Annotated in this window: 17 protein-coding genes and 1 tRNA gene; 10 read left to right on the forward strand and 8 right to left on the reverse strand. The window is 44.2% G+C overall.

The features are described from left to right. Positions 1-30: 30 nt before the first annotated feature. Together PBAL39_RS19470 and PBAL39_RS19475 are read right to left on the reverse strand one after the other, a co-directional pair. On the reverse strand, positions 31-621 hold the full coding sequence (locus PBAL39_RS19470; protein ID WP_083801781.1) for a WG repeat-containing protein: 591 nt from the start codon (positions 619-621) through the stop codon (positions 31-33). A 43-nt stretch (positions 622-664) separates the two neighbouring features. Beyond that, on the reverse strand, positions 665-2,140 hold the full coding sequence (locus PBAL39_RS19475; RefSeq protein ID WP_008244760.1) for a serine hydrolase: 1,476 nt from the start codon (positions 2,138-2,140) through the stop codon (positions 665-667). A gap of 293 nt (positions 2,141-2,433) precedes the next feature. Between PBAL39_RS19475 and PBAL39_RS19485 the strand changes: the two genes are divergently transcribed. Beyond that, positions 2,434-5,025, forward strand: a complete 2,592-nt coding sequence (locus PBAL39_RS19485) for a TIM-barrel domain-containing protein (RefSeq protein ID WP_198139857.1) — start codon at positions 2,434-2,436, stop codon at positions 5,023-5,025. 142 nt (positions 5,026-5,167) lie between these two features. Here the strand turns inward: PBAL39_RS19485 and PBAL39_RS19490 are convergent, their stop codons facing one another. Further along, on the reverse strand, positions 5,168-9,163 hold the full coding sequence (locus PBAL39_RS19490; RefSeq protein WP_050784369.1) for a hybrid sensor histidine kinase/response regulator transcription factor: 3,996 nt from the start codon (positions 9,161-9,163) through the stop codon (positions 5,168-5,170). A gap of 303 nt (positions 9,164-9,466) precedes the next feature. Between PBAL39_RS19490 and PBAL39_RS19495 the strand changes: the two genes are divergently transcribed. The 3 genes from PBAL39_RS19495 (at position 9,467) to PBAL39_RS19505 (ending at position 15,172) form a co-directional block, all read left to right on the forward strand. Further along, complete coding sequence (locus PBAL39_RS19495) at positions 9,467-12,448, forward strand: SusC/RagA family TonB-linked outer membrane protein (protein WP_008244766.1); 2,982 nt, start codon at positions 9,467-9,469, stop codon at positions 12,446-12,448. Positions 12,449-12,458: 10 nt separating this feature from the next. Beyond that, complete coding sequence (locus tag PBAL39_RS19500) at positions 12,459-14,198, forward strand: RagB/SusD family nutrient uptake outer membrane protein (protein ID WP_008244767.1); 1,740 nt, start codon at positions 12,459-12,461, stop codon at positions 14,196-14,198. Between the two features lie 164 nt (positions 14,199-14,362). Continuing rightward, entirely contained in the window at positions 14,363-15,172 is an 810-nt protein-coding gene (locus PBAL39_RS19505; protein ID WP_039867189.1) for an oxidoreductase, read from the forward strand. 234 nt (positions 15,173-15,406) lie between these two features. Here PBAL39_RS19505 and PBAL39_RS19510 read toward each other — a convergent pair. Beyond that, positions 15,407-15,491: transfer RNA gene (locus PBAL39_RS19510), tRNA-Ser, on the reverse strand. A gap of 515 nt (positions 15,492-16,006) precedes the next feature. Between PBAL39_RS19510 and PBAL39_RS25935 the strand changes: the two genes are divergently transcribed. After that, entirely contained in the window at positions 16,007-16,201 is a 195-nt protein-coding gene (locus PBAL39_RS25935; protein WP_008244772.1) for a Bor/Iss family lipoprotein, read from the forward strand. 59 nt (positions 16,202-16,260) lie between these two features. Here PBAL39_RS25935 and PBAL39_RS24820 read toward each other — a convergent pair whose 3' ends face one another. Beyond that, positions 16,261-16,998 carry a DUF4142 domain-containing protein gene (locus tag PBAL39_RS24820; protein ID WP_008244773.1) on the reverse strand — a complete coding sequence of 246 codons (738 nt, stop codon included), beginning with the start codon at positions 16,996-16,998 and terminating at the stop codon, positions 16,261-16,263. Positions 16,999-17,089: 91 nt separating this feature from the next. After that, positions 17,090-18,349, reverse strand: a complete 1,260-nt coding sequence (locus PBAL39_RS19525) for a pyridoxal-dependent decarboxylase (RefSeq protein ID WP_008244778.1) — start codon at positions 18,347-18,349, stop codon at positions 17,090-17,092. A 171-nt stretch (positions 18,350-18,520) separates the two neighbouring features. Here PBAL39_RS19525 and PBAL39_RS19530 point away from each other — a divergent pair, with 171 nt between their 5' ends. Continuing rightward, positions 18,521-18,922, forward strand: a complete 402-nt coding sequence (locus PBAL39_RS19530) for a cytochrome c (protein WP_157274118.1) — start codon at positions 18,521-18,523, stop codon at positions 18,920-18,922. Between the two features lie 7 nt (positions 18,923-18,929). After that, entirely contained in the window at positions 18,930-20,216 is a 1,287-nt protein-coding gene (locus PBAL39_RS19535; protein ID WP_083801783.1) for a cbb3-type cytochrome c oxidase subunit I, read from the forward strand. A 1-nt stretch (position 20,217) separates the two neighbouring features. On the opposite strand, the gene PBAL39_RS19540 is transcribed toward PBAL39_RS19535, so the two are convergent. After that, positions 20,218-20,580, reverse strand: a complete 363-nt coding sequence (locus PBAL39_RS19540) for a glyoxalase (RefSeq protein ID WP_008244784.1) — start codon at positions 20,578-20,580, stop codon at positions 20,218-20,220. Between the two features lie 152 nt (positions 20,581-20,732). Here PBAL39_RS19540 and PBAL39_RS19545 point away from each other — a divergent pair, with 152 nt between their 5' ends. From PBAL39_RS19545 to PBAL39_RS19555, 3 genes are all read left to right on the forward strand, one after another. Continuing rightward, entirely contained in the window at positions 20,733-21,593 is an 861-nt protein-coding gene (locus PBAL39_RS19545; RefSeq protein WP_008244786.1) for an AraC family transcriptional regulator, read from the forward strand. Between the two features lie 68 nt (positions 21,594-21,661). Beyond that, on the forward strand, positions 21,662-22,993 hold the full coding sequence (locus PBAL39_RS19550) for an amidohydrolase (protein ID WP_039867166.1): 1,332 nt from the start codon (positions 21,662-21,664) through the stop codon (positions 22,991-22,993). Positions 22,994-23,107: 114 nt separating this feature from the next. Continuing rightward, positions 23,108-23,848: an SDR family oxidoreductase gene (locus tag PBAL39_RS19555; RefSeq protein ID WP_008244788.1), complete on the forward strand. Its 741-nt coding sequence runs from the start codon at positions 23,108-23,110 to the stop codon at positions 23,846-23,848. 124 nt (positions 23,849-23,972) lie between these two features. On the opposite strand, the gene PBAL39_RS19560 is transcribed toward PBAL39_RS19555, so the two are convergent. Further along, positions 23,973-24,674 (reverse strand): AIM24 family protein, encoded by a 702-nt coding sequence (locus tag PBAL39_RS19560; RefSeq protein WP_039867194.1) that lies wholly within the window; start codon positions 24,672-24,674, stop codon positions 23,973-23,975. Between the last annotated feature and the right edge of the window lie 25 nt (positions 24,675-24,699).

Raw genomic sequence — 24,699 nt, forward strand, 5'->3', positions numbered from 1 at the left:
CAGTTTACTGCATAGGATTTGCGCTCAAATTTAATGGCCTGTGCTTTTGACGACTTCATTTCCTAAAGAGTCGATATAGGTATGTTTTCCGTTTAACGTTACAGCTGCTAGCCCATCAATAAAGGACGATGCCTCCTGAAACTGAAAAGGAATAACTACTTCATTTTTCAGGTTAATGAATCCGAATTTGCCATTTTTACCTGCCGTAAATAAGCCATTGGAGGAGGTGTTATCCAAATGGTCATATATTATCGGAACTACTATTTTTCCAGAGAAGTCTACGAATCCGAATTTGTCTTTTTTTTCAGCCCAAAGCAGGTTTCTATCCACCATACCCAAGTAATCAAAAATAGTATCTATGACCATTATTCCTCGATCATTCATCAGGCCATTTTTCGTATCGGTGCCAACAACGTATGCACCAAATTTCTTCCCATCAGGATTAAGGGTAATGTTTGTAAAAGGATATTCAACAATGTCTTCTGATTTGCTATTCGTGAATACCATATTACCCGTTTTTTTTGACATATAATATCCAACAATTTTATCGTCTGCTGGTCTTTGAGCGCATGAATTTAAACATGTGAGGAGCATCAGCGCGACTATGTAGTATTTTAACATGTGTTTGATTTTTTGAGTCTTTCAAAGATTTACATTTTTGCTGTCAATTTTCATTCCTTAAAAATTCATTGATTGAAGTAGGCCGTTGGTCAGGTCTAAGTCTGCTAAGGATATAAGTCCAGTGCAGGTTATCAGGCTCTAGTTCGGATGCTTTTTCAAAACATGAAATTGCTTTCTCTTTTTGATGATTACGGCGAAGCGATTCTCCTAAGCTCTCATATGCAAGGGTAGCATTTGGATATTCCTTTACATTCAAGTCGAAGACCTTTATGGCATCTTTTGTCTTTTTGGCTCTTCTCAATTCTTCACCCAGATAATTGAGTTGGTATTCGTTAAAGACGAGTGAGTGATTTTTTGATAGTTTAAGCTTTTGATAAAGTTTCATTGTGGAATCAATGCTGGTTTTTCTATATGTCGCCCTAAGGGTATCCAGTAATGTCCATCTGTATTTGTATGGTTCCATTTGATACGTTGAATCAAGAATATGCCGGCCGATGTCTGTTACAGGATTGTTGGAATTTGACAAGACGACTACACCGATTTTATTTTTCTTGTCTATTCCCAGAAAGGTGCAATATCCGGGCATTCCGCCATCTTTAAAAAGCAAGTTTCCATCACCTGTAAGTGTCCAGCCCATGGTGGTGAAGGTGTCATTGCCATCTTTTTTTGCCTGCCTCACATGGCTGAGCTCCATAGCTGGCTGCAATCTCGAATTGGTTAATCCAAGGTTGGCTGCGGCAAAAGTAAGAAGATCATTTACATTGGACCGCAACGATCCTCCAGGTCCGATAGCGCCCAGATCGGTTAAGCCTACAGGAGTTCCTGTTTCTGCATGTCCTACGGCCAGGTTTGATTTTTGTGCTGCCGTTAATCTTACCACGGTATTATTCATATGGAGTGGTTTGCAGATTTCCTCTTCAATTAAAGTTTCAAAATCTTTCTTCGAAATGATCATTAATATGTTGCCCAGTAAACCATATGCGATGTTTGAATAGCGCCACTTTGAGTCAATATCGTATGGCGGTTCAAAAGTTGAGACATATTGATATAGTTTCTCTGTGGTGTAGTCGCGATAAGGTTGGTTTAAGTCTTTAGGGTCTACATTAAAAGGGAAACGAGGCATTCCCGACCGATGTGTGGACAGGCTGATCAATGAAATTTCTTTTTCATTTCTTACCGGTGTTTTTACACTTGACGGAAGAAATCTTGAGATTGGATCATTTAGGTTCAGTTGCCGTTTTAAACTCATATCTGCCAGTGATAAGGATGTGAATACCTTGGTAATTGAGCCAATTTCATACATGGTGTTTTCATCCGGAAGTCTGGAGTCATTGTCGCTTATTTGTCCTTCCGCAAATATTTGTCGCCCATTGGGGCCTATAATCCCAACGATGATGCTTTTGCTTCTTTTACTGGCTACCTCTTGTTTGATGATTGCTTTTATACCATCAGCAGGTAATTGTCCGAAAGCAATGTTTGAGATGATTAGGAGAACAGCGATGAGGATGGTGTTTTTCATTGTGCCATTTTTATATAGGACTTCGAAATGGCAGGTTTATAACACATCGGGAGAAAAATATATGAGATTGGTTTTCAGAAATGATGGTGACGGTTCTTTCACTTGTCGCAGCTATTCTATTTGTAATCACCACGATTCATCATGCGTTGAGTTCCAGAAAAAAGCTGGATTTTACAACCGCCAAATGAAGAAAGTGATCAGCGCCATTTCTGGCCCGGCGGTCACTAGCTAGTTTAGCATCTTACAATCATTACACACAAAAGGAAAAAATGTTAAACTCTAACCAAATGCAAATGCCATTAGTTACACCGCTCTGTGATCGGATCAAACCGATGAGGCAAGGTTTTATAATCTGCCTGCTTATATTCATTTTTAATTTACAACTTATTCATGCACAGAGTGCAGGAGTATTGCAGGCTGATGTAAAGGCTGTAGTTGCGGCCGACGAGGCAAGGTTTACTGTGCTGACCTCCAGGCTAATTCGAATGGAGTGGGAGCGTACCAGACAATTTGACGATCATGCTTCATTTGTTGTGGTGAACAGGAAGTTATCTGTGCCCGCTTATACCAGTCGCAAAGAGAAAGGATGGTTGTACATCAAAACCGATGAGATCGAGCTGGCGTATCAGCTGAACTCCGGGCAGTTTAATGAAAAGAACCTGAAGATCCGTTATTTGAAAGATGACGCCGTGCAGTGGGTGCCTGGAAAAACGCAAAAGCAGAACCTTAAAGGAACCACACGAACGCTTGACAACATTGATGGGGATACCAATTATCACACGCATAAGAAACTTGAACTGGAAGATGGCATTCTGGCCAGAGACGGGTGGTTTTTCCTGGATGATTCAGGCAACCTTCGTTTGGACAACAGCGAATGGCCGTGGGTATATCCGACAAATAACAAAGGCCTGGACTGGTATTTCATGGCCTATGGCAAGCAGTATAAAACGGCATTAGCTGACTATTCAAAAATTGCAGGTAAAGTGCCGATGCTGCCACGTTATGCTTTCGGCTATTGGTGGTCGCGTTATTGGAGTTATTCCGACAATGAACTCCGCGCGCTTTATGGCAATTTCAAACGCTTAAACATTCCGGTGGATGTACTTGTCGTGGATATGGACTGGCATAGAGAAGGATGGACAGGCTGGTCCTGGAACAAAAACCTTTTCCCTGATCCTGAAGGATTCCTGCGCTGGACAAACAAAACACACCTGAAAACCACCTTAAATCTTCACCCTGCAGACGGAGTAGGCGCACACGAAGACATGTATGGGAAGTTTGCCAGCCGCATGAAGTTCGATACAACCGAAAGGAAGGCCGTTCCATTTGTGGCTTCAGACAAAAAATACATGACTGCGCTGTTTGAGGAAGTCTTACGTCCAATGGAGAAAAAAGGAATTGATTTTTGGTGGCTGGACTGGCAGCAGTGGCCTAACGACCCGAAAATTACCAACCTTAGCAATACGTGGTGGTTGAATCATGTTTTTTATACAGACATGGCACGCAACCGACAGACACGCCCGATGCTTTACCATCGCTGGGGAGGCCTTGGAAACCACCGTTACCAGATTGGCTTTTCAGGCGACTCATTTATCAGCTGGAAATCACTTGAATACCAGCCTTATTTTACCAACGCCGCATCGAATGTTTTGTATTCCTACTGGAGTCATGACATCGGCGGACATCAATTGATCCCGGGAGAACAGACCACAGATCCTGAGTTGTACACCCGCTGGTTACAGTATGGCACGTTGAGTCCGATTTTACGTACCCACTCTACTAAAAACGGATTCATCAAAAAGGAAATCTGGAACTTTGAAAATACCTATGCTCAGGCTCAATATGAAGCCATCCGTTTGAGATACGAGCTCGTTCCCTACATCTACACCATGTCTAGAAAAACCTATGATACCTCCGTAGGTCTTTGCCGTCCAATGTATTACGACTACCCGGATGCTGAAGAAGCTTATAGTTTCGACAGGGAATACATGTTTGGCGATAAGATGCTGGTTGCTCCGATCGGCGCCCCATCCGTAGATGGGCTGTCTAAGGTCAAAGTCTGGCTTCCTGCAGGCAATGACTGGTATGAATGGCATACAGGTACTTTACTTAAAGGAGGACAAACCCTGGAACGTTCATTTGCGCTCAATGATTATCCGATTTACTTCAAAGCAGGTGCAGTGATTCCTATGTATGATGATGCTGTGCAGCATCTGGACAATAATCCCGAATCTATGGTCTTTTCTATATTTCCTGGTGCAAACGGCAGTTTCAATCTGTATGAAGACAATGGAAATGACCAGACTTACAACGATCAGAATGCCATCACGACAGTAAGCAATGTTCTGAAAGGAAGACAGTCGACCATAACGATTGCAGCCGCAAAGGGAACTTATAAAGGAATGCCTTTAAAAAGAAAATATCAACTGAAAATGTATGGCTCTGAAATGCCTGTGGAGGTTAAAGTGAACGGGCAGCCTGTTGCTTTCAACGAGCAGGCGAATCTACCTGGCTGGAACTATTCCGGACGTGAGCTTTGCTTGAACGTAACATTGCCGGAAAGCGATTGTCGTAAGCCGCAGAAAGTAGAGGTGCTTTACAGCAGTAAGCAGCAGGTGGACGTGCTGAATGGTTTATCAGGTAAGTTCAAGAGACTCTCGCAGGTCGCGCTTGACCTGAAAGGACTTGACAATGGCATCTACATCCCTGAGGCCTTCGGACGCGCGGAGGAAACAAACAGGGCCTTGGAATATAAAACAGGCGAGTTCTATCAGTTGATCAATCAGTTCAATGAGCAATATCTTAAAGTTCCTGAAGCGATTAAAGGACTGAAAAACATCAAAGATAAAGACAAGGAACGCATGCTGAACTTTTTACAGCAATAACAATTGCGGTAAAAAGACACAGACGTATAAATTCGTAACAACAGCATTTACTCCTGAGAGTCAGGGCGTAAATGCTGTTTTTTTATGAACCGAATTGTTTTGGTATAAATCAAATGGTTTAGCTATAAATCCAGTTGTTGTCTTATTGATCAAGTTGTTTGATGTACGCAGAAGGCTTGATGCCAAATTGTTTCTGGAAGTCGCGTGTAAAATTTGCGGGTGAATTGTATCCGATGATAAAGGAGATTTCATTGATTTTATACTGCCTGGTAGCCAGCAGCTCAGCAGCGTGTTTTAGGCGGTATAAAGAGATCAGTGCGCTGGGAGGCATATTTGTGAGTGCCTTGATTTTTCTATACAATGTTGGGCGGCTCATGTTCATTGTTCTGGAAAGCATCTCCACGTCAAGGCTGGAATCGCTCAACCTATCAGAGATCACTGTCGTAAGTTGTTCCAGGAAGCTGACATCTGTTTTGGAATAAGCTACGGCCTGAATCTGACTAAGTGGGGATCTGGCAAAATGTTCCTTTACCAGTTTCCTGTTGCGGAGCAGGCTTTTGATCTGCATCTCGAGGTGAGACATCGAAAAGGGCTTGTCTATATAAGCATCAGCCCCCGTTCCCAGGCCTTCTATTCTGGAATCCACTGATGTTTTGGCGGTCAGCAGGATTACTGGGATATGACTGTAGGTAAGGTCGGTTTTAATGCGCCGGCACAAGTCCAGGCCATTCATCCTTGGCATCATGATATCGCTGACAACCAGCTGTACGGGATGTTTTTCCAGGAGTTCCAGTGCTTCCATGCCGTCGTTTGCTTTGAGGATAAAGTACTCACCCCTCAATTCCTGGGAAATGTATTTGAGTATATCATTATGGTCCTCGACAAGCAATATTGACGGAAGTCCGTCCGGTGATGTCCTGTCTTCAGCATCGTTGATTTCTGAGTCCGCATCTACCGGTTCTTCCACTTTAAAGTCTACCTCTTCCTGCTGGTGTATAGGCAGACTCAGTTTGAAAACATTGTATTTTTCATTGGTTGTCAGTGTGAGTGTTCCATTGTGCATTTCTGTGAGTGACCTTGCCAGGGCCAGTCCGATGCCACTACCAGAGTGTTTATCATGGTCATCAATTCTGAAAAAGGGTTCAAAAACCTTCTCATGATACCTTGCAGGGATGAGGGAACCATCATTTTGTACCTCAAGGCTGAAATGATCATCGTTGCTGTTGAGGGGGCTGATGCTGATGCGTATGGTCCTTTCCGCGTATTTAAAGGCGTTGGATATCAGGTTGATCAGGATTTTTTTGAAAGCCTCAATGTCTACATAGGCATGAAGCGTCAGGTGCCGGGGCAGTTCCAGCTCATAGCTTAGTTTTTGTTCCTGTGCGATGATCTGAAAATCTTCATAGATGTCGCTGAGTAAGGTGTTGATGTTGGTTTTTACAAACACCAGTCTGAGGTTTTCCCGGTCAGACTTTCTGAAATCCAGCAGCTGGTTGGTCAGTTCAATTAGTCGATTGGTATTCTTGTTAATCATGGTCAGGTTTTCCTTTACTTTTGTATCTAATGCCTCGACGTTGGTAAGCTGGTCTAAAGGCAGCTTAATAAGCGTTAGAGGCGTACGAAGTTCGTGTGCAATGTTGGTGAAGAAGTCAATCTTCGATTGGTAAATTTCCTGTTTTTTCTCATGCTCAAATTGCTGAAGTTTGGTTTGGTGTTGTCTGTTCAGGTAAAACTCGTAACTGCGGATGGAATAATAGATGACCATCAAGGTTAGGAGGAGATAAAGAAAATAAGCCGTCATGCTCAGGTATAGTGGAGGCTGTATGTGAATGAAAAGCTGCTTTGGACTGGTTTTCCATTCTCCGGTATTGCTTTCTGCGGCAAACTCGAAAATATACCTTCCCGGAGAAAGGCCCGTGAAGAAAACTTTCCTGTTTTCTTCCAGCGCAATCCATGAATCATTCAGTCCTTTGAGCCTGTACTTATACCTGATGGCCTTTGCAGATGAAAAATCAAGTGCAGCAAACTCCAGGTTGATGTTGTTCTGACTGTGGGTCAGTTGCAGACTATCGGTATCACTGATGCCATGCCTCAATACGGATTGCCGCGTACCTGGTAGCACAGGCTGGTTGTTGATTTCCAGAGTGGTGAGGTATAACGGGGGTGATTTTAGGGTTTTATTGAAATCCCGCGGATCGAAACCTATCAGGCCTTTGACGCTGCCAAAATAAATGATTCCATTGGATGCCCTGTACGATGCACTATAGTTGAACTGATCCGTGATCAGTCCGTTATCCTGTGTGTAAGTTGTGATCTTGCCGGTAGCCATGTTCATGCGCATGAGCCCTTTCGTGGAGCTCATCCATAGCTGGTGCTGATCATCTTCAACAACCCGGTATACATAATTGCTGGACAGACCAGTATGCGTGTTGTAAGCTGTTTTTTTGCTGCCGTTGTTGTCCAGTTTGAAAACGCCAGCACCTTCAGTGCAAAACCACAAATGATGCTGACTGTCTTCATAAATGTAATGTATGGTAGTTTCTGCTCCACCAGTTTTAGGCAGGGAGCCATTGCCAAATTTAAGAGGAGTGCTTTTTCCGGAAATGGGGTCATAGCAAATCGCCCCCTTGTTGGCCGTGCCGATCCATAACCTGCCAAGATGGTCTTCGGACAGGGCGAAAACACCGTCAGAGAGGTCGAATCCCTCAACAGCGGTTACCTGTTTTGTGTTTTTGTTAAACTCATACAGCCCTGCACTCGGTCCGATGGTACCCAGGTATATTTTTCCCTGCCTGGTGGCCAGCAGACAGAGGACAAAGTTGCTTCTTTCCTTGTACTTTGCAGCGAGTGTTCCATACCTTTCCGTGATGAAACCGGTATTGATGTCGAGCACCTCCAGGCCGTTCTGAAAAAGGCCAATGTAGAGCTGATTTCCTGACATCAGCAAGGCGTGAACGTTGTTGTGCGCAAGACCATTCGACTTCCCATTGAAGCGGAAGTTTCTAACTAAACCAGAACTGATGTCAAGCTTGCTGATCCCTGCATCTTCAGTCCCGATCCAGATGCTTTGCTGCCGGTCTTCACAGATGGCACTAATGGCATTTCCGGAGATGGACTGCTCGTTCTTCAGCGGATAATATTTCCGGAACCTTGAGTTTTTGGAATTTTGGTAGTTGAGTCCGCCGAAATAGGTGCCCACCCACATCCCACCATCCGAATCTCTGCAGAAGGCGTATATGGCATTGTCGTTGATGGCATAGGGATCACTCTGATTTTTCTGGAACACCATGGTCTCCTGCGTTTTCTGCTTATATACCACTACACCAGATTCTGTGGCTACCCAATATTCCCCTGGTTCTCCAGGCAGGATGGCACGGACATTCAGCTCTGTTCCGTCAGCATTTCTGCTGAGTATAGGACTGGATTGCCTTGTTTCCGGATTGAAGCTGAGCAGGCCCAGTTTGTTTGTTCCGATGACGTAACCCGTGCTGGTCTCCGCAATAGCCGTTATAGGTTGAAGGTTTATGGGTAGGTTTTTTTCTACCACCTGAAAATGTCTGCTATTAGTACTGCCTGGCTGATATCTGATGATCTCGCCTTCGTCGTTACCCATCAGCAGCTGCTGATGCCGGTCTAATATCAGGCAATTGGCCCGGATGTGCAGGTCGGTGAGTTTTTTAGTCTTGAGGTGGTACGACCAAAGACGATTGCCGGCCAGGAACCATAAGTGCTGGCGGCCATCGGTCACTATGAAGGTCACCCTATCGAAAGGAGCAATGACTGACTCCTCAAAAGATTCTGTTTTCGGGTCAAAGCGATATAAACCCCTGCCGGTACCTATCCACAGCTTTCCTTCATTGTCCTGACACATGGCATGAAGCTGGTCATCGCCAATGCCGCCAAACCGATGCCTGTCATTTCTGAACTTCTTGAAATTGAAGCCGTCGAAGCGGTTTAGTCCGTCTTTGGTACCAAGCCAGATGAAACCTTTCTTATCCTGAAGTATACTCAATACGGTATTGTGTGAGAGGCCGTCATCCGTCATGAAATGGCGGAAGTAATAACGGCTTGCTTGTCCGTAACTCGTTAAATACAGCACCAGCAATAGGGCTGTTAGAAGATATGGTATCCTGCTCATCAATCGGTTGCTAAATCCAGGGGCCTGCAAAAACTCAGGGCTATAAAAATAAACTACTTCCCCGGGATATCGGGGATTTATTTAGCACAGCAGTCATATTGAATCATAGTGATTAAAAATTGAACAGCAGCGATAAGCCATTCCATTTTTATTGAAATACATTCGATGCGGTTTAATGGAACGGCTGATGCCCCCAATATCAGTCCTGAACATTTCCCCTTTAACCAATATAGACAATTTATTATGAACGGAAAATTACGAAATTTTAGAATTTCATTATTAGCGAGATCCTTTGTGTTTCTTATGGTGCTAATTTTTCAACTTATCGCTGTGGAGGCCATTGCAAGCCCTCCCAGTGTTGCATTAAAACACCCTCCGGTAGCGATCACCGGTAAAATTACCGATGAGAAGGGTGACCCGATACCAGGGGTTTCCATTAAAGAAAAGGGCACTAAAAACGGCGCAGTTACAGATGTAAACGGAGGCTACCGACTTACTGTAAATGGTCCGGCATCAGTGCTCGTGGTGAGTTATGTTGGGTACAACAGCCAGGAAGTGACTGTTGGCGAACGAACGACCATCAATTTCAGTTTGAAAGAAAGCTCGAATGCCCTTGATGAGGTTGTGGTGGTAAGCGTTGGTTACGGTACGCTCGACAAAAAGGAAGTCTCGAGTGCCATCACGCACGTGAGCGCCCGTGAGCTGCAAACGGTAGCCAGTAATAGTCCACTTCAGGGATTACAGGGTAAAGTTGCAGGTCTGACTGTCACGAATACTGCCAATGGCGATCCGAATTCAACACCTTCTATACAGATGCGTGGTGTCTCTTCCAGAAATGCAGGCCTTGGACCATTGTACATCATTAACGGTGTCATTGGAGGTAATATTGATAACGTCAATCAAAATGATATCGAATCTATTGATGTGTTAAAAGGTGGTGCAGCTTCTGCAATTTATGGCACCAGGGGAAGTAATGGTGTCATCATCATCACTTTAAAAAAGGGGTCAGAGCAATCCCAATTGTTTTATGATGGCTATAGCAGCATGGATTATATCACAAATGCCTATGAGGTGCTTTCTAAAGATGCGTTTGTTGCCAATCGGGTGCCGAACAATAAAGGCGTGGACTACGGAGGGAATACGGATTGGCAGAAAGAAGTCAGCCGGTCAGCGGCCATCGGACAAAAACATACGCTTCAACTATCGGGTGGTTCAGGTACAACAAACTTCTTTGCCTCAGCTGATTATCGCGATGCAGATGGAATTGACCTTCGTGCAAATAAGAGAGAATATGGCACGAGAATCAATGCCAATTACACTTCAAAAGATAAGACCTATGAAGTGAGTCTAATGGCGGCACCACGTTATGCCCAAACCAGAAAGGCAGATTATAGCGGTTTTAAGAATTCATTGACACTGAATCCAACATTTCCGGTATACAATGAGAGGGGGCAGTACAACTATCTGAACACAGGGTTCGATGCGAGTAACCCAGTTGAGAATGCGAGAATGATCAAGGCGCAGGAGGAAATTAAGAAGATAGACATCAGCGGTAGCCTAAAGGTCAACCTATTGGACAACCTGAATACGATGGTGGTGGTGTCTGAAGCAAGTTCTTCATTTAAAAATTTGGACTTTAGGCCTTCTACGCTGTCTAATATTGTATATAATAACCAGACGATCAAGTCCAACTATGCACAGCAGGAACAAACGGAAAGTGATGTGAAAAACCTGGAATGGACTGCCAATTATTCTACTGCATTTGAAAAGCATCGCATAAAACTACTGGGTGGTTATTCTTATTCCTTATCGAATTACAAGCAATTCCGAGCGAGCAACTATGATTTTCCTTTCGATGCCTTTTCATGGAATAATCTGGGCTCAGGTTTATATAACGGTGGAGCGGCAGGAAATGGTCAGGATGCCGTTGCTTCCACACAGAATGGATCTACCTTGATTTCTTTCTTCGGGCGTATCAATTATGACTTTGACCATAAATATATTGTCACTGCCAGCTTGCGCCGTGAAGGGTCTTCGAAATTTGGAATCGACAATAAATGGGGGAACTTCCCGGCAGTATCTGCAGCATGGCGTATTACTGAAGAGCCTTTTCTGAAGGAAAAAATATCCTGGCTGGATGACTTAAAACTACGTGTGGATTTTGGTGTCACCGGAAATCAGGACTTCGACAATTACCTGTCACTGTTGTTGTATAGCGGCTTTGGTTATTTCCCTTTTAACGGCACAAATTATCAGGTATATGGGCCGAATAAAAATTCGAATCCCAATCTGCGATGGGAAAAAGCGCATAACTTTAACGCGGGATTAGATTTTGAGGTCTTGAAAGGCAGAATTACAGGTGCCTTGAATTACTATGTGAGGACCAATAAAGATCTGCTTGGAGAATACGATGTTCCTGTCCCTCCGAACCCGCACGAAAGAACTTATGCGAATGTAGGTACACTTAAAAATTCGGGTGTAGAGCTGCAGATTCAGGCTAATCCAATAAAGACCGATGATTTCAGTTACAGCATCACGCTTGCGGGTGCTTACAATGACAATAAATTTATTTCTTTTTCCAATGATCTTTATAAAGGGGCGGCATATCTTGACGTTGCTGGTTTACCCGCTCCGGGATCTCCGGGAACCATCCAAAGACTTGAAGAAGGCCGACGGATTGGTTCATTTTATACCTACCGTAATGCAGGCATCAGTGAGGATGGGACATTGCTCGTTTATAAAAAGGACGGCAGTGTTGTCCCAGCAAATCAGGCCAACAATGATGACAAGCAGTATGTTGGAAATGGTCTGCCAAAGTTTACCGCCTCTCTAGGCAATACCTTTACGTATAAACAATTTGACCTGAGCATTTTTCTCAGAGGAAACTTCGGATACAAAGTTTTCAATACACCCGCATTTTACCTGGGGACACCGGCAACCCAGGCTGATGTTAATGTGCTGACTTCTGCTTACGACAGCGGTAGCAAATACTCCAAACTGACAAATAGCAGCAGCCTTTCTATTCCTTCAGACTATTTCCTGGAGAACGGTTCATTTGTGAAAATCGATAACGTTGCACTGGGGTATAAACAATCGGTCAATTCCAAATTTGTTCACGGGATAAGGCTTTATGCGGCCGGCCGGAACCTGCATACCTTTAAAAAATACAGTGTAGGTGATCCCGACCTGATTCCTGTGAACGGTCTGACACCAGGGGTCAATACCTCTCTGAATTATTATCCTTCTACACTTCAGCTGATTTTCGGTGCACAAATTACTTTCTAAAGAAACATACATGAAAAAGTATTTCAACATAAAAAATATTAAAATCACTTCAGTCATTGCTTTGGCCATTTTTTCCGGATGTACCAAGCTGGACGAAGAAGTTTATGATAAAATAGATGCAGGTGCATTCCTCCAGCGGCGCGATGATGTCATCCGCGATTTCCTACGTCCGTTTGAACATGCCTATTGGAGCATTCAGGGTGGCGATGTCTTCGCCGCAAATGAAGATACGTCAGACGAGTTCGGAACTTACAATCGTCAGGGAGACTGGCAGGATGGAGGATATTACCAACGGATGCATTATCATACCTGGACTGCCGAAGATGGTTTTACCAGCAACGCCTGGATCTCTTTCTATCAGGGGATTGTGCTGGCGACCAACTCACTACAGGATATGGAAAGCATCACAGATCCGGAGAAACTCAATGTCACACCGGTGGAGCTTGCCGATTTCAAGGCGGAACTGCGTACACTGCGCGCCTGGTTTCACCTGAGGGCATTAGATTTCTATAGGAATATAGAGATCATCAGGACAGTGAAAAATGAAACGCAGGGTGGATTGCAGGCCACTCCTCAGGAAGCATTTGACTTTATTGAGTCAGAGTTGAAAGCTTCGATCCCTGATCTGCCATTAAGGGCTTCGCTGGGTAACAACAGCATCGGACGCTGGACACAGGCGGGGGCAGCGTCGTTATTGGCGAGGTTGTACTTAAATTCCAAAGTGTACACCGGGGTAGATAAATTTGCTGAATGTGCGGCCATTTCGCAGGATATTATTGACGGGAAATATGGTGCTTATGCACTCGATACAAGATGGGATGCTCCATTTGACTATACCAATAATCAGCCCAATTCGGAGGTGATCTACGGATTTCCATCCAGTCTTACCCGTACACACTGGCAGTATGATAGTGGCATGTATTTCTGGGGAATGACTTATGATGCAGCACCTCTTTACTGTGGTTTTACCGACTTTGGAAAGTCGAATCCTAAGTTTGCACTTCAGCCGGGACGTGACGTGGATAGTGTGGAATATGCTTTTCAGCTTGGTAAACCATTTGTTAAATTTCAAAAGTACCCGGATGACGTACGTCTCAAACTTTATAAGAACCTTGGCAACAGCAAACGCGAGGGAATGTTTTTGTATGGATATCTTCCATTTCAACGGAGTGTGAATGGCAGTACCGTAGCAGATACGGTTAGGGGTAATAAAGGCCCTTACGCCCTGTTTATACGCGATCAGGTGGGGATGTTTCTGGACACCAAGCCTGGTAAACAAATTACCGATAAGACGTCCAATATGAACCATGCGGACCACAATTCCGGGGTATTCATGGTTAAATATCCGGTTTATCCGACATCTGATGCAAATCGCATCACCTCAGCTTATGCCGAAATCCGCCTGTCTGAAGTTTATTACATGCTTGCTGAGTGTAAATACCGTGCGGGCGATAAAGCAGGCGCAGCAGTGTTATTAAATGCGGTGCGCCGACGTAACTATCCTGAGGGATCAACAAGTCTTTATCGTCCGGATGGAGGTCAGTTGACTGATCAGGAGGTTTTGGACGAGTGGGGTAGGGAGTTTCTTGGTGAAAACAGACGGAGGACAGACTTGATCCGTTGGGGAGTTTTCAGCAGTGGTGTTTGGTGGGACAAACAGGCGGATGCAGATAAACACACTGAGATTTTTCCTATAGGTAGGAAAGTGTTGAATGTGAATCCTCAGCTAAAACAAAATCCTGGATATTAGTTACCCTCTCATAATGTAAATCTTTATTTATAAAGTGCCGTCTTACAAGTGAATTGTAAGGCGGTTTTTTTATGTTTTTTGCCAGGTGTTGTGTTTTTTGCCAAATGGCAAATGAAATGGTTTTTAAGCCAGGCATCTTTGTGCTGTTAATAAAACATAAAAGAATGAAAACAGTATTGGTCACGGGAGCTTCGTCAGGTATAGGGAAAGCAACCGCAGTTTACCTGGCACAAAATGGGTACAAAGTTTACGGAGCTGCACGTAGAACGGAGAAGTTGGAAGAGTTGAAAACACTAGGAGTGATCCCGATCTCTATGGATGTTACCAACGAGGAAAGTCTGAGCAGATGCGTTGAGCGGATTATGAAAGAGGCAGGAGGGATCGATATTTTGGTCAACAATGCTGGTTCAGGTTACTATGGTGCGTTGGAAGATATGCCCATGTCCGACGCAAGATACCAAATGGAAGTAAACGTTTTTGCCGTTGCACGCTTGATACAATTAGTGCTTCCAGGTATGCGGAAAAACAAATATGGAAAAATTATAAATATCTCTTCAATTGGCGGTAAAGTAACGCTGCCTATGGGTGTTTGGTATCACGCAAGTAAATTCGCTATTGAGGGTTTGAGCGACGCACTTCGTAAGGAAGTGAAATCGTTTGGAATTGATGTCGTGGTCATTGAACCAGGTGGAACAAGATCGGAAATGACGGGTCTTGGAACGGGATACTTAAGCCGGATATCAGGAGATACCGTTTATAGCCATTTAGCAAAAGGTGTAAGCAAAATGTATGCGGCGACAGAAAAAGGAGCGGCTGACCCTATTGTTATTGCTAAACTCATTAAAAAAGGAATTGAAGCAAAATGTCCTAAAACGAGGTATGCCGGTGCTTCGGGAGCTAAACCAATGCTGTTTTTAAGGAAGATTTTGTCAGACAAGATGTTCGACAGGATGGTAATGAGTCAGATGAAGTAACATTTAAACAAATTTAGCATTGCAACTTTAAGAATTTTAGATGTTTATGTATGTAAATTACTTATAGTCAGTTTTTTGTATGTTATTCGGTGAGTCATTTAAAATTTCTGATTTACTCACCGAATCACTCACCAATCTTATTAGAAATGATGAAAAATTTGGGTACCCTCAGAAACAAGAAAGCCTGCAAATCATATGATTTGCAGGCTTTCGAAAGTTTAACAACCTTTTCAGCGGAGAGTGAGGGATTCGAACCCCCGGAGCTATTACACTCAACAGTTTTCAAGACTGCCGCAATCGACCACTCTGCCAACTCTCCGCCGCAAAAGTACAAACTCAACTTGATTTTGCAAACTCAGATGTACTTATTTTATCATCTCGACCGGTATTCAGAGCTAACCCGCACATTATAAGTGAGAATAATTTTTATTTTAAATCCGGTAAATAAAAAATGAGCGCTGTTTAAGTCAGAAATTGCCGTTGTTTTGATATTCGGAAAGCTCATTTCCATGGTGAGATATCCAGCAGCTGGAATGTTTAGGATTATAACAGGAAACATGATGGGTATGGTAAAGGCTGATCACAATAACGGACGTTGTCGTGTTAGTTTTGAGGTGAATGTAGTTTATAAAGCTGTTGATTTGGTTGTTGCCTATCTGATAATTGGTAATATCTTTGGCGAAATTCAAGTTAATCCTCAAATATGAAAAGAAACGCTATTCTGCTGTCCAGCCTTGCGCTGACTTTAATGTTCTCATCTTGATACACAGCAAAAATCGCTCACGGTGACATTTCTCTGGATGCACCCGTCGTGAAAGTAAACAGTAAAAAAACATGCACTTATTGCCGGACTGGTACCATTTAACAAATGGATATGAGGCAAAAAAGTTAATTGGAGATAGAAAAGACTACATCGTAAAAACTCAGCATACCTTTGTTGATGGTCTTTTGGAATTGGTTACACTTTCAATTTACACCCAAACAACGACTACGTTTTATGTTCCTCTTAAAGACGTAGAAACAAAATAAACGTTTTGCAAAAGAGAGCCAATATGGCTCTCTTTCAAGTTAAAATATATGATTTCTTATTAGTTCTTGGCTACAGGGCGTACAACCTTGGTCAAATCCTGAGCAGCATTTAAATGCGTTCTTAGTAACGGAAGATATTTATTGGCGAAGTCTGCGACTTCTGGTGTCTTCGACTTGGCACCAGCTTCAAAAAGCCTGATGGCATTTCTGTGGTCATCGATCATAATCTGAACATACCTGAAGTCAAACTCACTGGCTCCTGAGGCAGAGCTGCTTTTTGCCGCCATGTTCTGCATGACCTTTACGTTATTGTCGCTCGTATCAGGAATTTCAATATCCATTTTTGATGACAGTTTCTGTAATTGTGACTGGATGTCCCTGTGGCTGCCGACAATCATTTTGGCATAACTGCTAACTTCCTTAATGGCCGATTTCTCAGATGCAATTTTACTGATGTTACTTTCCATCATGATGTGTACGGCGGCTTTATGCAGAAAATCATCATTTGAAACTGAGTCTAACCTGAATGCCTGACCGCGTGCATCGGTTCTTGCCTTGCTGATCGCATTGTTGGAAATGTTGACTGCATTGCTGGCACCTGTACCCATATTGCCGCCATTTGGATTTACTCCCGGAGTGAGTCCGTCGCCACTCGCATTGATGATGCTTTGGCCTGGTCTTTTTACCCTTGGCGTAACGCCGCCTTCACTGTTGGCAGATCTGTTTCTGGAAGTCGAACAGGACATCATCACAGTGGCGCATAGCGCTAAAATCAGGTATTTATTCAGAATTTTCATAATGACAAGAATTAATTTATCAGGTGTTGAATACATCAAAAACTATGCGACGATTCCCTTTGATAACACCTGATATCGAGAATTGTGTGGATTATGAAAATGCGGTGAATGCAGTGTCTTCGATCCTTAGTTTTAAAGCGCTGACCAGCAGCTGTAAATGTGTAACTTCCACATGATCCATAATGATGACCTTATACCACTCATTTCCTGTGTCATGTTTTTGTGGCACAAGATGAAACGATGTCGCCAGGTCATCGGAGATATAAGCAGCACTGATGGTGACAATGTTCATTGCACGTTCCCTGAAGTAGGTTACACCGAGCAGGTCGAGTTCTTTACACAACCAAGCTGTTCTCATCTGCAGTATACTGATCTTTTCAAACCATCCATTTTCACCATAAGTGAAGAGGATCATCCAGATGGCAACGGCGTTAGAACCGGATCTGCTGCCACATAAGGTAAGGTCCATGCCTTCCACATATTCAGCTTCTTTGGTCAGTACATGCTCAATCCAGCCTTTGCGACATAAAAATATCCCTGTGCCATAAGGTGCCTGTAGCATTTTATGTGCGTCTATGGTGATGGAGTTTACTTTTGGATTGCTGAAGTCCAGGGCATGACCCGTTTTGCTGAAAGGGTAGACGAAGCCGCCGTATGCAGCATCCACGTGCAGCTGGTACTGAACATCATGTTTCTCCAGGGCTGAAGTATAGCTGTCAGGATCATCTACAGAGCCAAACATGGTGGTGCCCATATTGGCTACGACGATGAAATATTTCCTGCCATCTGCTTTTGCCTGGATAATGAGCTGTTCCAGTGTGTTTTTATCGATGGTCCTTTCATGAAAGTCCACAGGAACACTGATCCAGTCGACCATCATCAGGTTGGAAGCTTTGGGAATGGAGTAGTGGGTATCCTCAGAGGCCAGAATGACGATTTCATCCAGTCTGGCACCGTAATTTTTGATGTAATGATTGCGGTAAATCCAGATCGCCTGGATGTTCGCTTCGGTACCGCCGGGTGCCACGTAGCCGTCAAAACTTTCTGGCGTAGCCTTAAATATGTCTACTGCCACTACATTCAATACTTCCCGTTCAATATCCTGAGTGCCTTTGAAAGCGTGTTCTGAGCTGCCATAAGTATGACAGCCGATATGATTAGGATTGGCCACAAAGGTTTGTAGGGTATAAGCATCTTTTAAAAAGGGAGCATCATCATTAAAAACCCGTCCATCCAGTTTTGATGCAGGGTATCCCAAAGAAATGTCATTAGAAAAATCGACGTTTTCGGATAATGCCTGTTGAATGCGTTTTTGTCTTTCTGTAGTGGTTAATTTTTTCCAATAGTGCATAGCTTAAGTTTTTGTGCGAAAAATTATTCTGTATACAAAGAAACAGCTAATGGAAAATACGAAATATGATATAGATCATTTAGTAGGTATCAGCGCTCTTTTTGGTGATGACACGAGTCATATATCCTTCATGCCGGCAGTTGTACTTTTGGCACAAACACAAAATCGCCGATGAAATTACGACTATGGTTTACGCTGATGATACTTTTCCTGATTTACTCTATACTGGTGTATGTCTATAGTGATCAGCATGGGCAGGGTAGCAGTCCCTCAGGCGCCGCCTATGCAGGGTGGATGGTTTGGCAGGAGCACAATTGCCATGCCTGCCATCAACTGTATGGATTGGGAGGGTATATGGGGCCGGATTTAACCAACATTGCAGCAGACGAGATCAAAGGTAAGCCTGCATACCTGAAGGTCTTTATAAAGTACGGATCGGCAAATATGCCTGATTTTCATTTGAGTGACCTGGAAGCCGACCAGCTCCTTGCTTTCCTGAAATGGGTAAATGACAGCGGACATTCGGCCGTTGCGAAAGAATCTGTGCATTGGAGTGGAACCTATATCTTTTAATTGACTTATGATTCAAATAGACCGGTTATTTGCCCGATTTTCCTTAAGTATGCTGATGCTGTCCATTGTAGCCGGAGTGACTGCGTCCTTTGCCTATCTTTTTCCTGCCACTTTCAATGGGATTCTTCCTTTTCATCAGTTCAGGCCCATCCATGCTTCCGCGGCGCTGTTCTGGATCATCACAGGTGCAGCCTGTTGCGTCAGTTATTTCAGCAAACGCAGAAGTGCTACGTTTATGGTCATCTGGATGGTTAGTATTGTACTCATCTTCATCAGCTATTTTTTCAATAGATATGGAGGACGTGAGTACTGGGAGTTTCCGCCATTGCTGAACCTTCCGCTTTTGATCGGATGGCTGTTTTTTATGGCTGCTTTTATCCGCAAGTTTTCTGAAGAGGCACCTGTGTATACCTGGATGTGGACCTCCGGGATAATTTTCTTTTTGCTGACTTTCCTTGAGCAGAACCTTTATCATGTTCCCTGGTTCAGGGCGTCTTTTCTCAGGGAGGTTACGGTACAATGGAAGGCGAACGGCTCGATGGTTGGTGCATGGAACCAGATGATCAACGGTTTGTCGGTCGTCCTGCTGATGGTGATTGGAAACAACAAAGGACCGGCCATTTCAAAAAAAGCTTATTTCCTGTTTTTCCTCGGATTGTTTAACCTGATGTTCAACTGGGGGCACCATATTTACAATGTGCCCAATAACAACTGGATGCGTGGTGTGGCTTATGGAGTCAGCATGACGGAATGGATAATTCTCATTCTGATCATCAGGGATTTTAGAAGAACGCTCGACCATGGCAGGAAACTACGGCACCTGGTGGTGTACCGTTTCATCAGCGCAGCAGAACTCTGGGTCTTCGCAAATTTATTTCTTGCATTACTGATGTCAATACCAGCAATCAATAGGCATACCCATGGAACACACATTACTGTTGCCCATGCAATGGGAACGACGATTGGCATAAACACCATGCTGTTGCTGGCTGCGTTTGGACAGATGATGGACATCGATCAGATTGCTGACCGTACAAAACGCTGGATATTGTTTGCGATCAGGTTAAACAACGCATCACTGGCCGTTTTCTGGTTGTCGTTGATTCTTGCCGGACTGCTTAAAGGTTACCTTACTGTAGACCATGCGGATGCAGTGTTCAGCGAGGTGATGCTGAAAGTACGACCTTTCCTTGAGGCTTTTACCGCATCAGGACTGGGCGTGATGATTGCTCTCGGCATCATTGCCTGTATTTACCTGAAAAATACCGGAAGAATAAGTTATGAGGACGATTAGCTTAATTGAACTGGCCAAAATGCCATAGAATGCCGGCCGGATCGTGCAGGAAACATTCTTTCCCCCAGTCCTCAACACGGACAGTGCTCAGTTTCACGGTCTCATATTTTGCCGGCAGCTGAAGTGCGTTAAGTTCATTCCAGTAACGGTCAACGTCATCTACTTCCATAAATATCATGGTATTGTCTATCCAGTCTTTCACATAGGCATCCTGCAGGTAAAAGGCTGTAGGTCCGGTTTTGAAAACTGACAAATTACGCGTCAATATGGTTTCTTCAAAGCCCAGATCGCGGTAAAAGCTGCGTGAGGTTTCAAAGTCTTTGGATCCTACAAACGGTCGGATTGATTTTGCCTGGTGTTCCATATTTCTGATGATAAAGTAGCCGGTGATGATAAAACAACCGGTGATGTATGAATATTCTTAATGATATTACGAATATAGCTTATGAAAGCTGTATTTCTCAAAAAAAACTGAATTGCATGATGGGATGTCAGGCGGTGTTGCTATTTTAGGGAATGCCTGCTGAGCCAAGTGACTTCCCGGTGCTGGGACTAGAAAATTTTCATTTTGATGATAAAACAGATGTTTGCCTGCTCAATCATGCTGTCGACGGTGAGCATCAAATTACTGCCCATAAACATGATTTCTATCTTTTCTTTCTGATTGAAAAAGGCAGGGGCATACACCGCATTGATTTTGTCAATTATCAGGTAGGCGATCGGGAACTACACATCCTTCTGCCCGGTCAGGTGCATGAGTGGACATTGGATCAGGACACCCTTGGTTATCAGCTGATGTTGAGCGAAAGGGTACTCCAGACCTTTAATGATTATCTCAGCTATGCTCAGATCCTTCATTTCAAACATCCGGTAATGCGATTGAATGAAGATAATTTTCAGCAGATGAGCCTCGACTTCAGGGCGCTGAAACAGGAGCTGACTAAAGATCGACTTTGCTGGGAGATCATCTGGCTGCGTTGCAGGCTGATCAGCCGTTCACTGACCAGGGAGGCCGGCCTTGCTTTCGACGATGTCGGGAGCCGGCAGTCAAATCCTATTGTGGTCAGGTTTGTGCAGCTCGTTGATGAATATTACAAAATGGAAAAGGTACTTGCATTTTACGCGGGGCGGCTGAATATTACCGCTAACTATCTCAATATGTTGTGTAAGAAATATTTGCAGCTGTCGGCCAATACGCTGATCCAGAATAGGCTGATCCTGGAGTCCAAACGAATGCTCCAGATTTCTGACAAGAGCATCAAGGAAATCGCCTATGAGCTGGGCTTTACAGAGGTAGCTTATTTCTCCAATTTTTTCAAAAATAAAACCGGGGGTACACCCAGGGATTTCAGGTCGATTTATCATTTGCCCAAGTAATGTGATGTTTTGTATAATTGGATTGGAGGAGGGAGGCTTAGCTTTGTAACCGCTAGAAATCAATCCATATGAACCATACAGATTTAAGTCGTAAACAATTTCTTCAACAAACCATGGGTACCGTAGGCTACAGCTTAATCGCAAGTACCCTGCCCGTGTCGGCCTTTGCGACACAACAGGCGCAGCGACATGCAGAGGAAGTGATACTGAAGAACGTCCGGCTGGAGACTGGTTTTGAGCAGGACGATGTGGAGGTTACCGCCACTAAAACCGAATTGTTCTGCCTGACGATCGCGAATGGGAAAATCAAATCCATACAGCCAAACCGGGATCTTCCCGGGGCGATCGATGCGAAAGGTCATTTGATGCTGCCCACGATGAAAGATATGCACATCCATCTGGATAAAACCTATTTCGGTGGGCCATGGAAGGCACATTCCAAACGTCAGAAATCAGTTAAGGACATGATCCTCCTGGAGCAACAGATCCTCCCGGAAATGCTGAAGACTTCTACCTACAGGGCGGAACGTCTCATTGAATTGCTGCAGTCCAAAGGTTCTGGCTTCGCAAGGAGCCATGTGAATATTGAACCCAGCTCCGGACTGAATTCGTTAAAAAACCTGAATCAGGCACTGGAGCATAAACGTGATGGTTTTGCTGCGGAGCTCGTGGCTTTTCCTCAGCATGGCCTCTTTAATTCCAAATCTGAAGGCTTGATGGAGGAGGCTGCACAGATGGATATTGACTTTATCGGCGGACTGGATCCCTTTACTATTGATGGCAGCATTGAGAAGTCAATTGATTTCACGGTACAGCTGGCGGTGGATTATCATCGTGGCATTGATATCCATTTGCATGAGTCGGGTGAAAGTGGCTTGAAAACCATTCAATACCTCGCCAAAAAAGTAATGGAGAATCCAGTGTTGAAGGGTAAAACGTTTGTGAGCCATGCTTTTGCGCTTGCACGACTGGATGAGCCAGTATTGAAAAAAACTTGCGAACAGTTGGCCGAAGCTCAGATGGGCATCATTTCCACGGTGCCGATGGGAGGTATGGTAATGCCACTGCCCACCTTGTACCGTCATGGTATACCGGTCATGACCGGTACAGATAGTGTGATCGACCATTGGAGTCCTTTCGGTTCCGGTAGTGTGCTTCAGAAGGCCAATCTGATGGCACAACTGTATGGCTACTCCTCAGAGCTGGACCTTTCCAGGGCGTTAAGGATTGCCACCAATGATGTTCTTCCGCTCGACGAACATGGAAATGTGCAATGGCCAAAACCAGGGGATACGGCAGACTTTAATCTTGTGGCAGCAAGTTGTTCAGCGGAAGCGGTGGCCAGGATCTCGGAAATAAAAGCGATGTACCATCGAGGTAAATGCGTGTTTAGCTTGTAACTTTCCTTGGTTATGGGCGCGAACTATTTGAAATAGCGATAACATTACAATTTTAACTACGTTTTCAACCAATCTGGCAACTTTTTCGGCAATGGATGTGCGGAACTTTGTGGTATGGAAAATACCATCAAAGGAAAAGTAATTGCAATTACAGGTGCCAGTAGCGGTATCGGTGCAGCCATGGCGAGAATGTTGACTGCTAACGGAGCTAAAGTAGTGTTGGGCGCAAGGCGTGCCGACCGGTTAGTAGGCCTGGTGGCTCAAATTAAGGAAGATGGGGGCGAAGCCATCTGGATGGAAGTCGATGTCAAACAGCGGCATGACCTGATCCGGTTTGTTGAGCTTGCCAGTACAGAATATGGCGGACTAGATGTAATGATCAACAATGCGGGCATCAGCCATCTGGCACGCATCGATGAACTGGATGTGGCCGACTGGGAAGACATGATCGATGTCAACCTTAGGGGCACCTTATATGGCATTGCCGCTGCATTGTCGGTTTTTAAAAAACAAGGCAACGGTCACATCATCAATGTAATTTCCACATCGGGAATCAAGATTGTTCCGCTGCAGGGCGTATATGCAGGGACGAAGAATGCTGTTCGCACAATCAGTGAAGCTTTGCGCCAAGAGTCGGCAGGCCGTTACCGGATTACAGGGATTTCCCCAGGTATTGTGCGCACTGAATTTGTGGATGGTTTAAAAAATGCAGACATGAAAGCAGCTATTCAGGAAAAGATGGGGGATATAGGCATTTCCGCAGATGACATTGCCAGGGCAGCTTTGTATGCCATCAGTCAGCCTGACCATGTCGATATCGGAGAAATGGTAATCCGTCCGACTGCGCAGGATTAATGTGATCTTAATCGTCTTATAAAGCACATTTACGGCAGTTCCAATTCTACTGACAACATCACCTGCTATTGAAAAAATAGCAAAAGGGCACTAGCATGCCCTTCTGCTATCTTAAGTACCGCTATTATGATTTTGCAGCATATTTTACTTCTTCATAAGGTTGCACGAGCACCCATCCTTCACCCATAAATTCGAGTTGGAAAGATTCGCCACTGCCTCTGCCGATGAAAGAACCAAAGGTGAGGTTGGTTTTTATCTTTGGTGTCAGGTTCTCAGACCAGGCGACAGTTGCATTGGGATCAGTGTATACCGGCTGTCCCGGAGTGACCTTCAGGAGGATTGGCTCCCCATGAGTGGTGATGGCGATGTATCCTGAACCGGATAATTTCACCTGAAATAAACCACCTGACATCATTCCAGCAATACTTTTGAGCATTTTGATCTCATTATGGATGCTGTCTTCCAGGGCCAATACGTCATTGCCATTGACAAATACTGACTCATTCTGCAGTTTGATGATCTTTACCTTTTTCCCCTCATCAGCAAGGTATAACTTTCCGCTGCCTGTAGCATGCATCAATGAAGTGCCTTCACCTGATATGGCCTTCTTAAGTAAGCCACCAAGACCTTTGCTGAGCATACCTTCTCTCTTAAAGTCGATATTTCCGATATAAGCCACCATAGATCCAGCTTTCGCCATGATTTTCTGATTTTTAAGGTTGACCTCCAGCATCGCAGGTTTCTCCAGCTCAAAGAAATCATTCTCATTAGGGTCTTCTGCTGCTTCCAGAATAAATTCATTCAGGGTGTACTCTCTTTTTTCCATCGTTAATTTGTTTAATTTCATAAGT

Source organism: Pedobacter sp. BAL39 (assembly GCF_000170795.1).
Classification (GTDB): domain Bacteria; phylum Bacteroidota; class Bacteroidia; order Sphingobacteriales; family Sphingobacteriaceae; genus Pedobacter.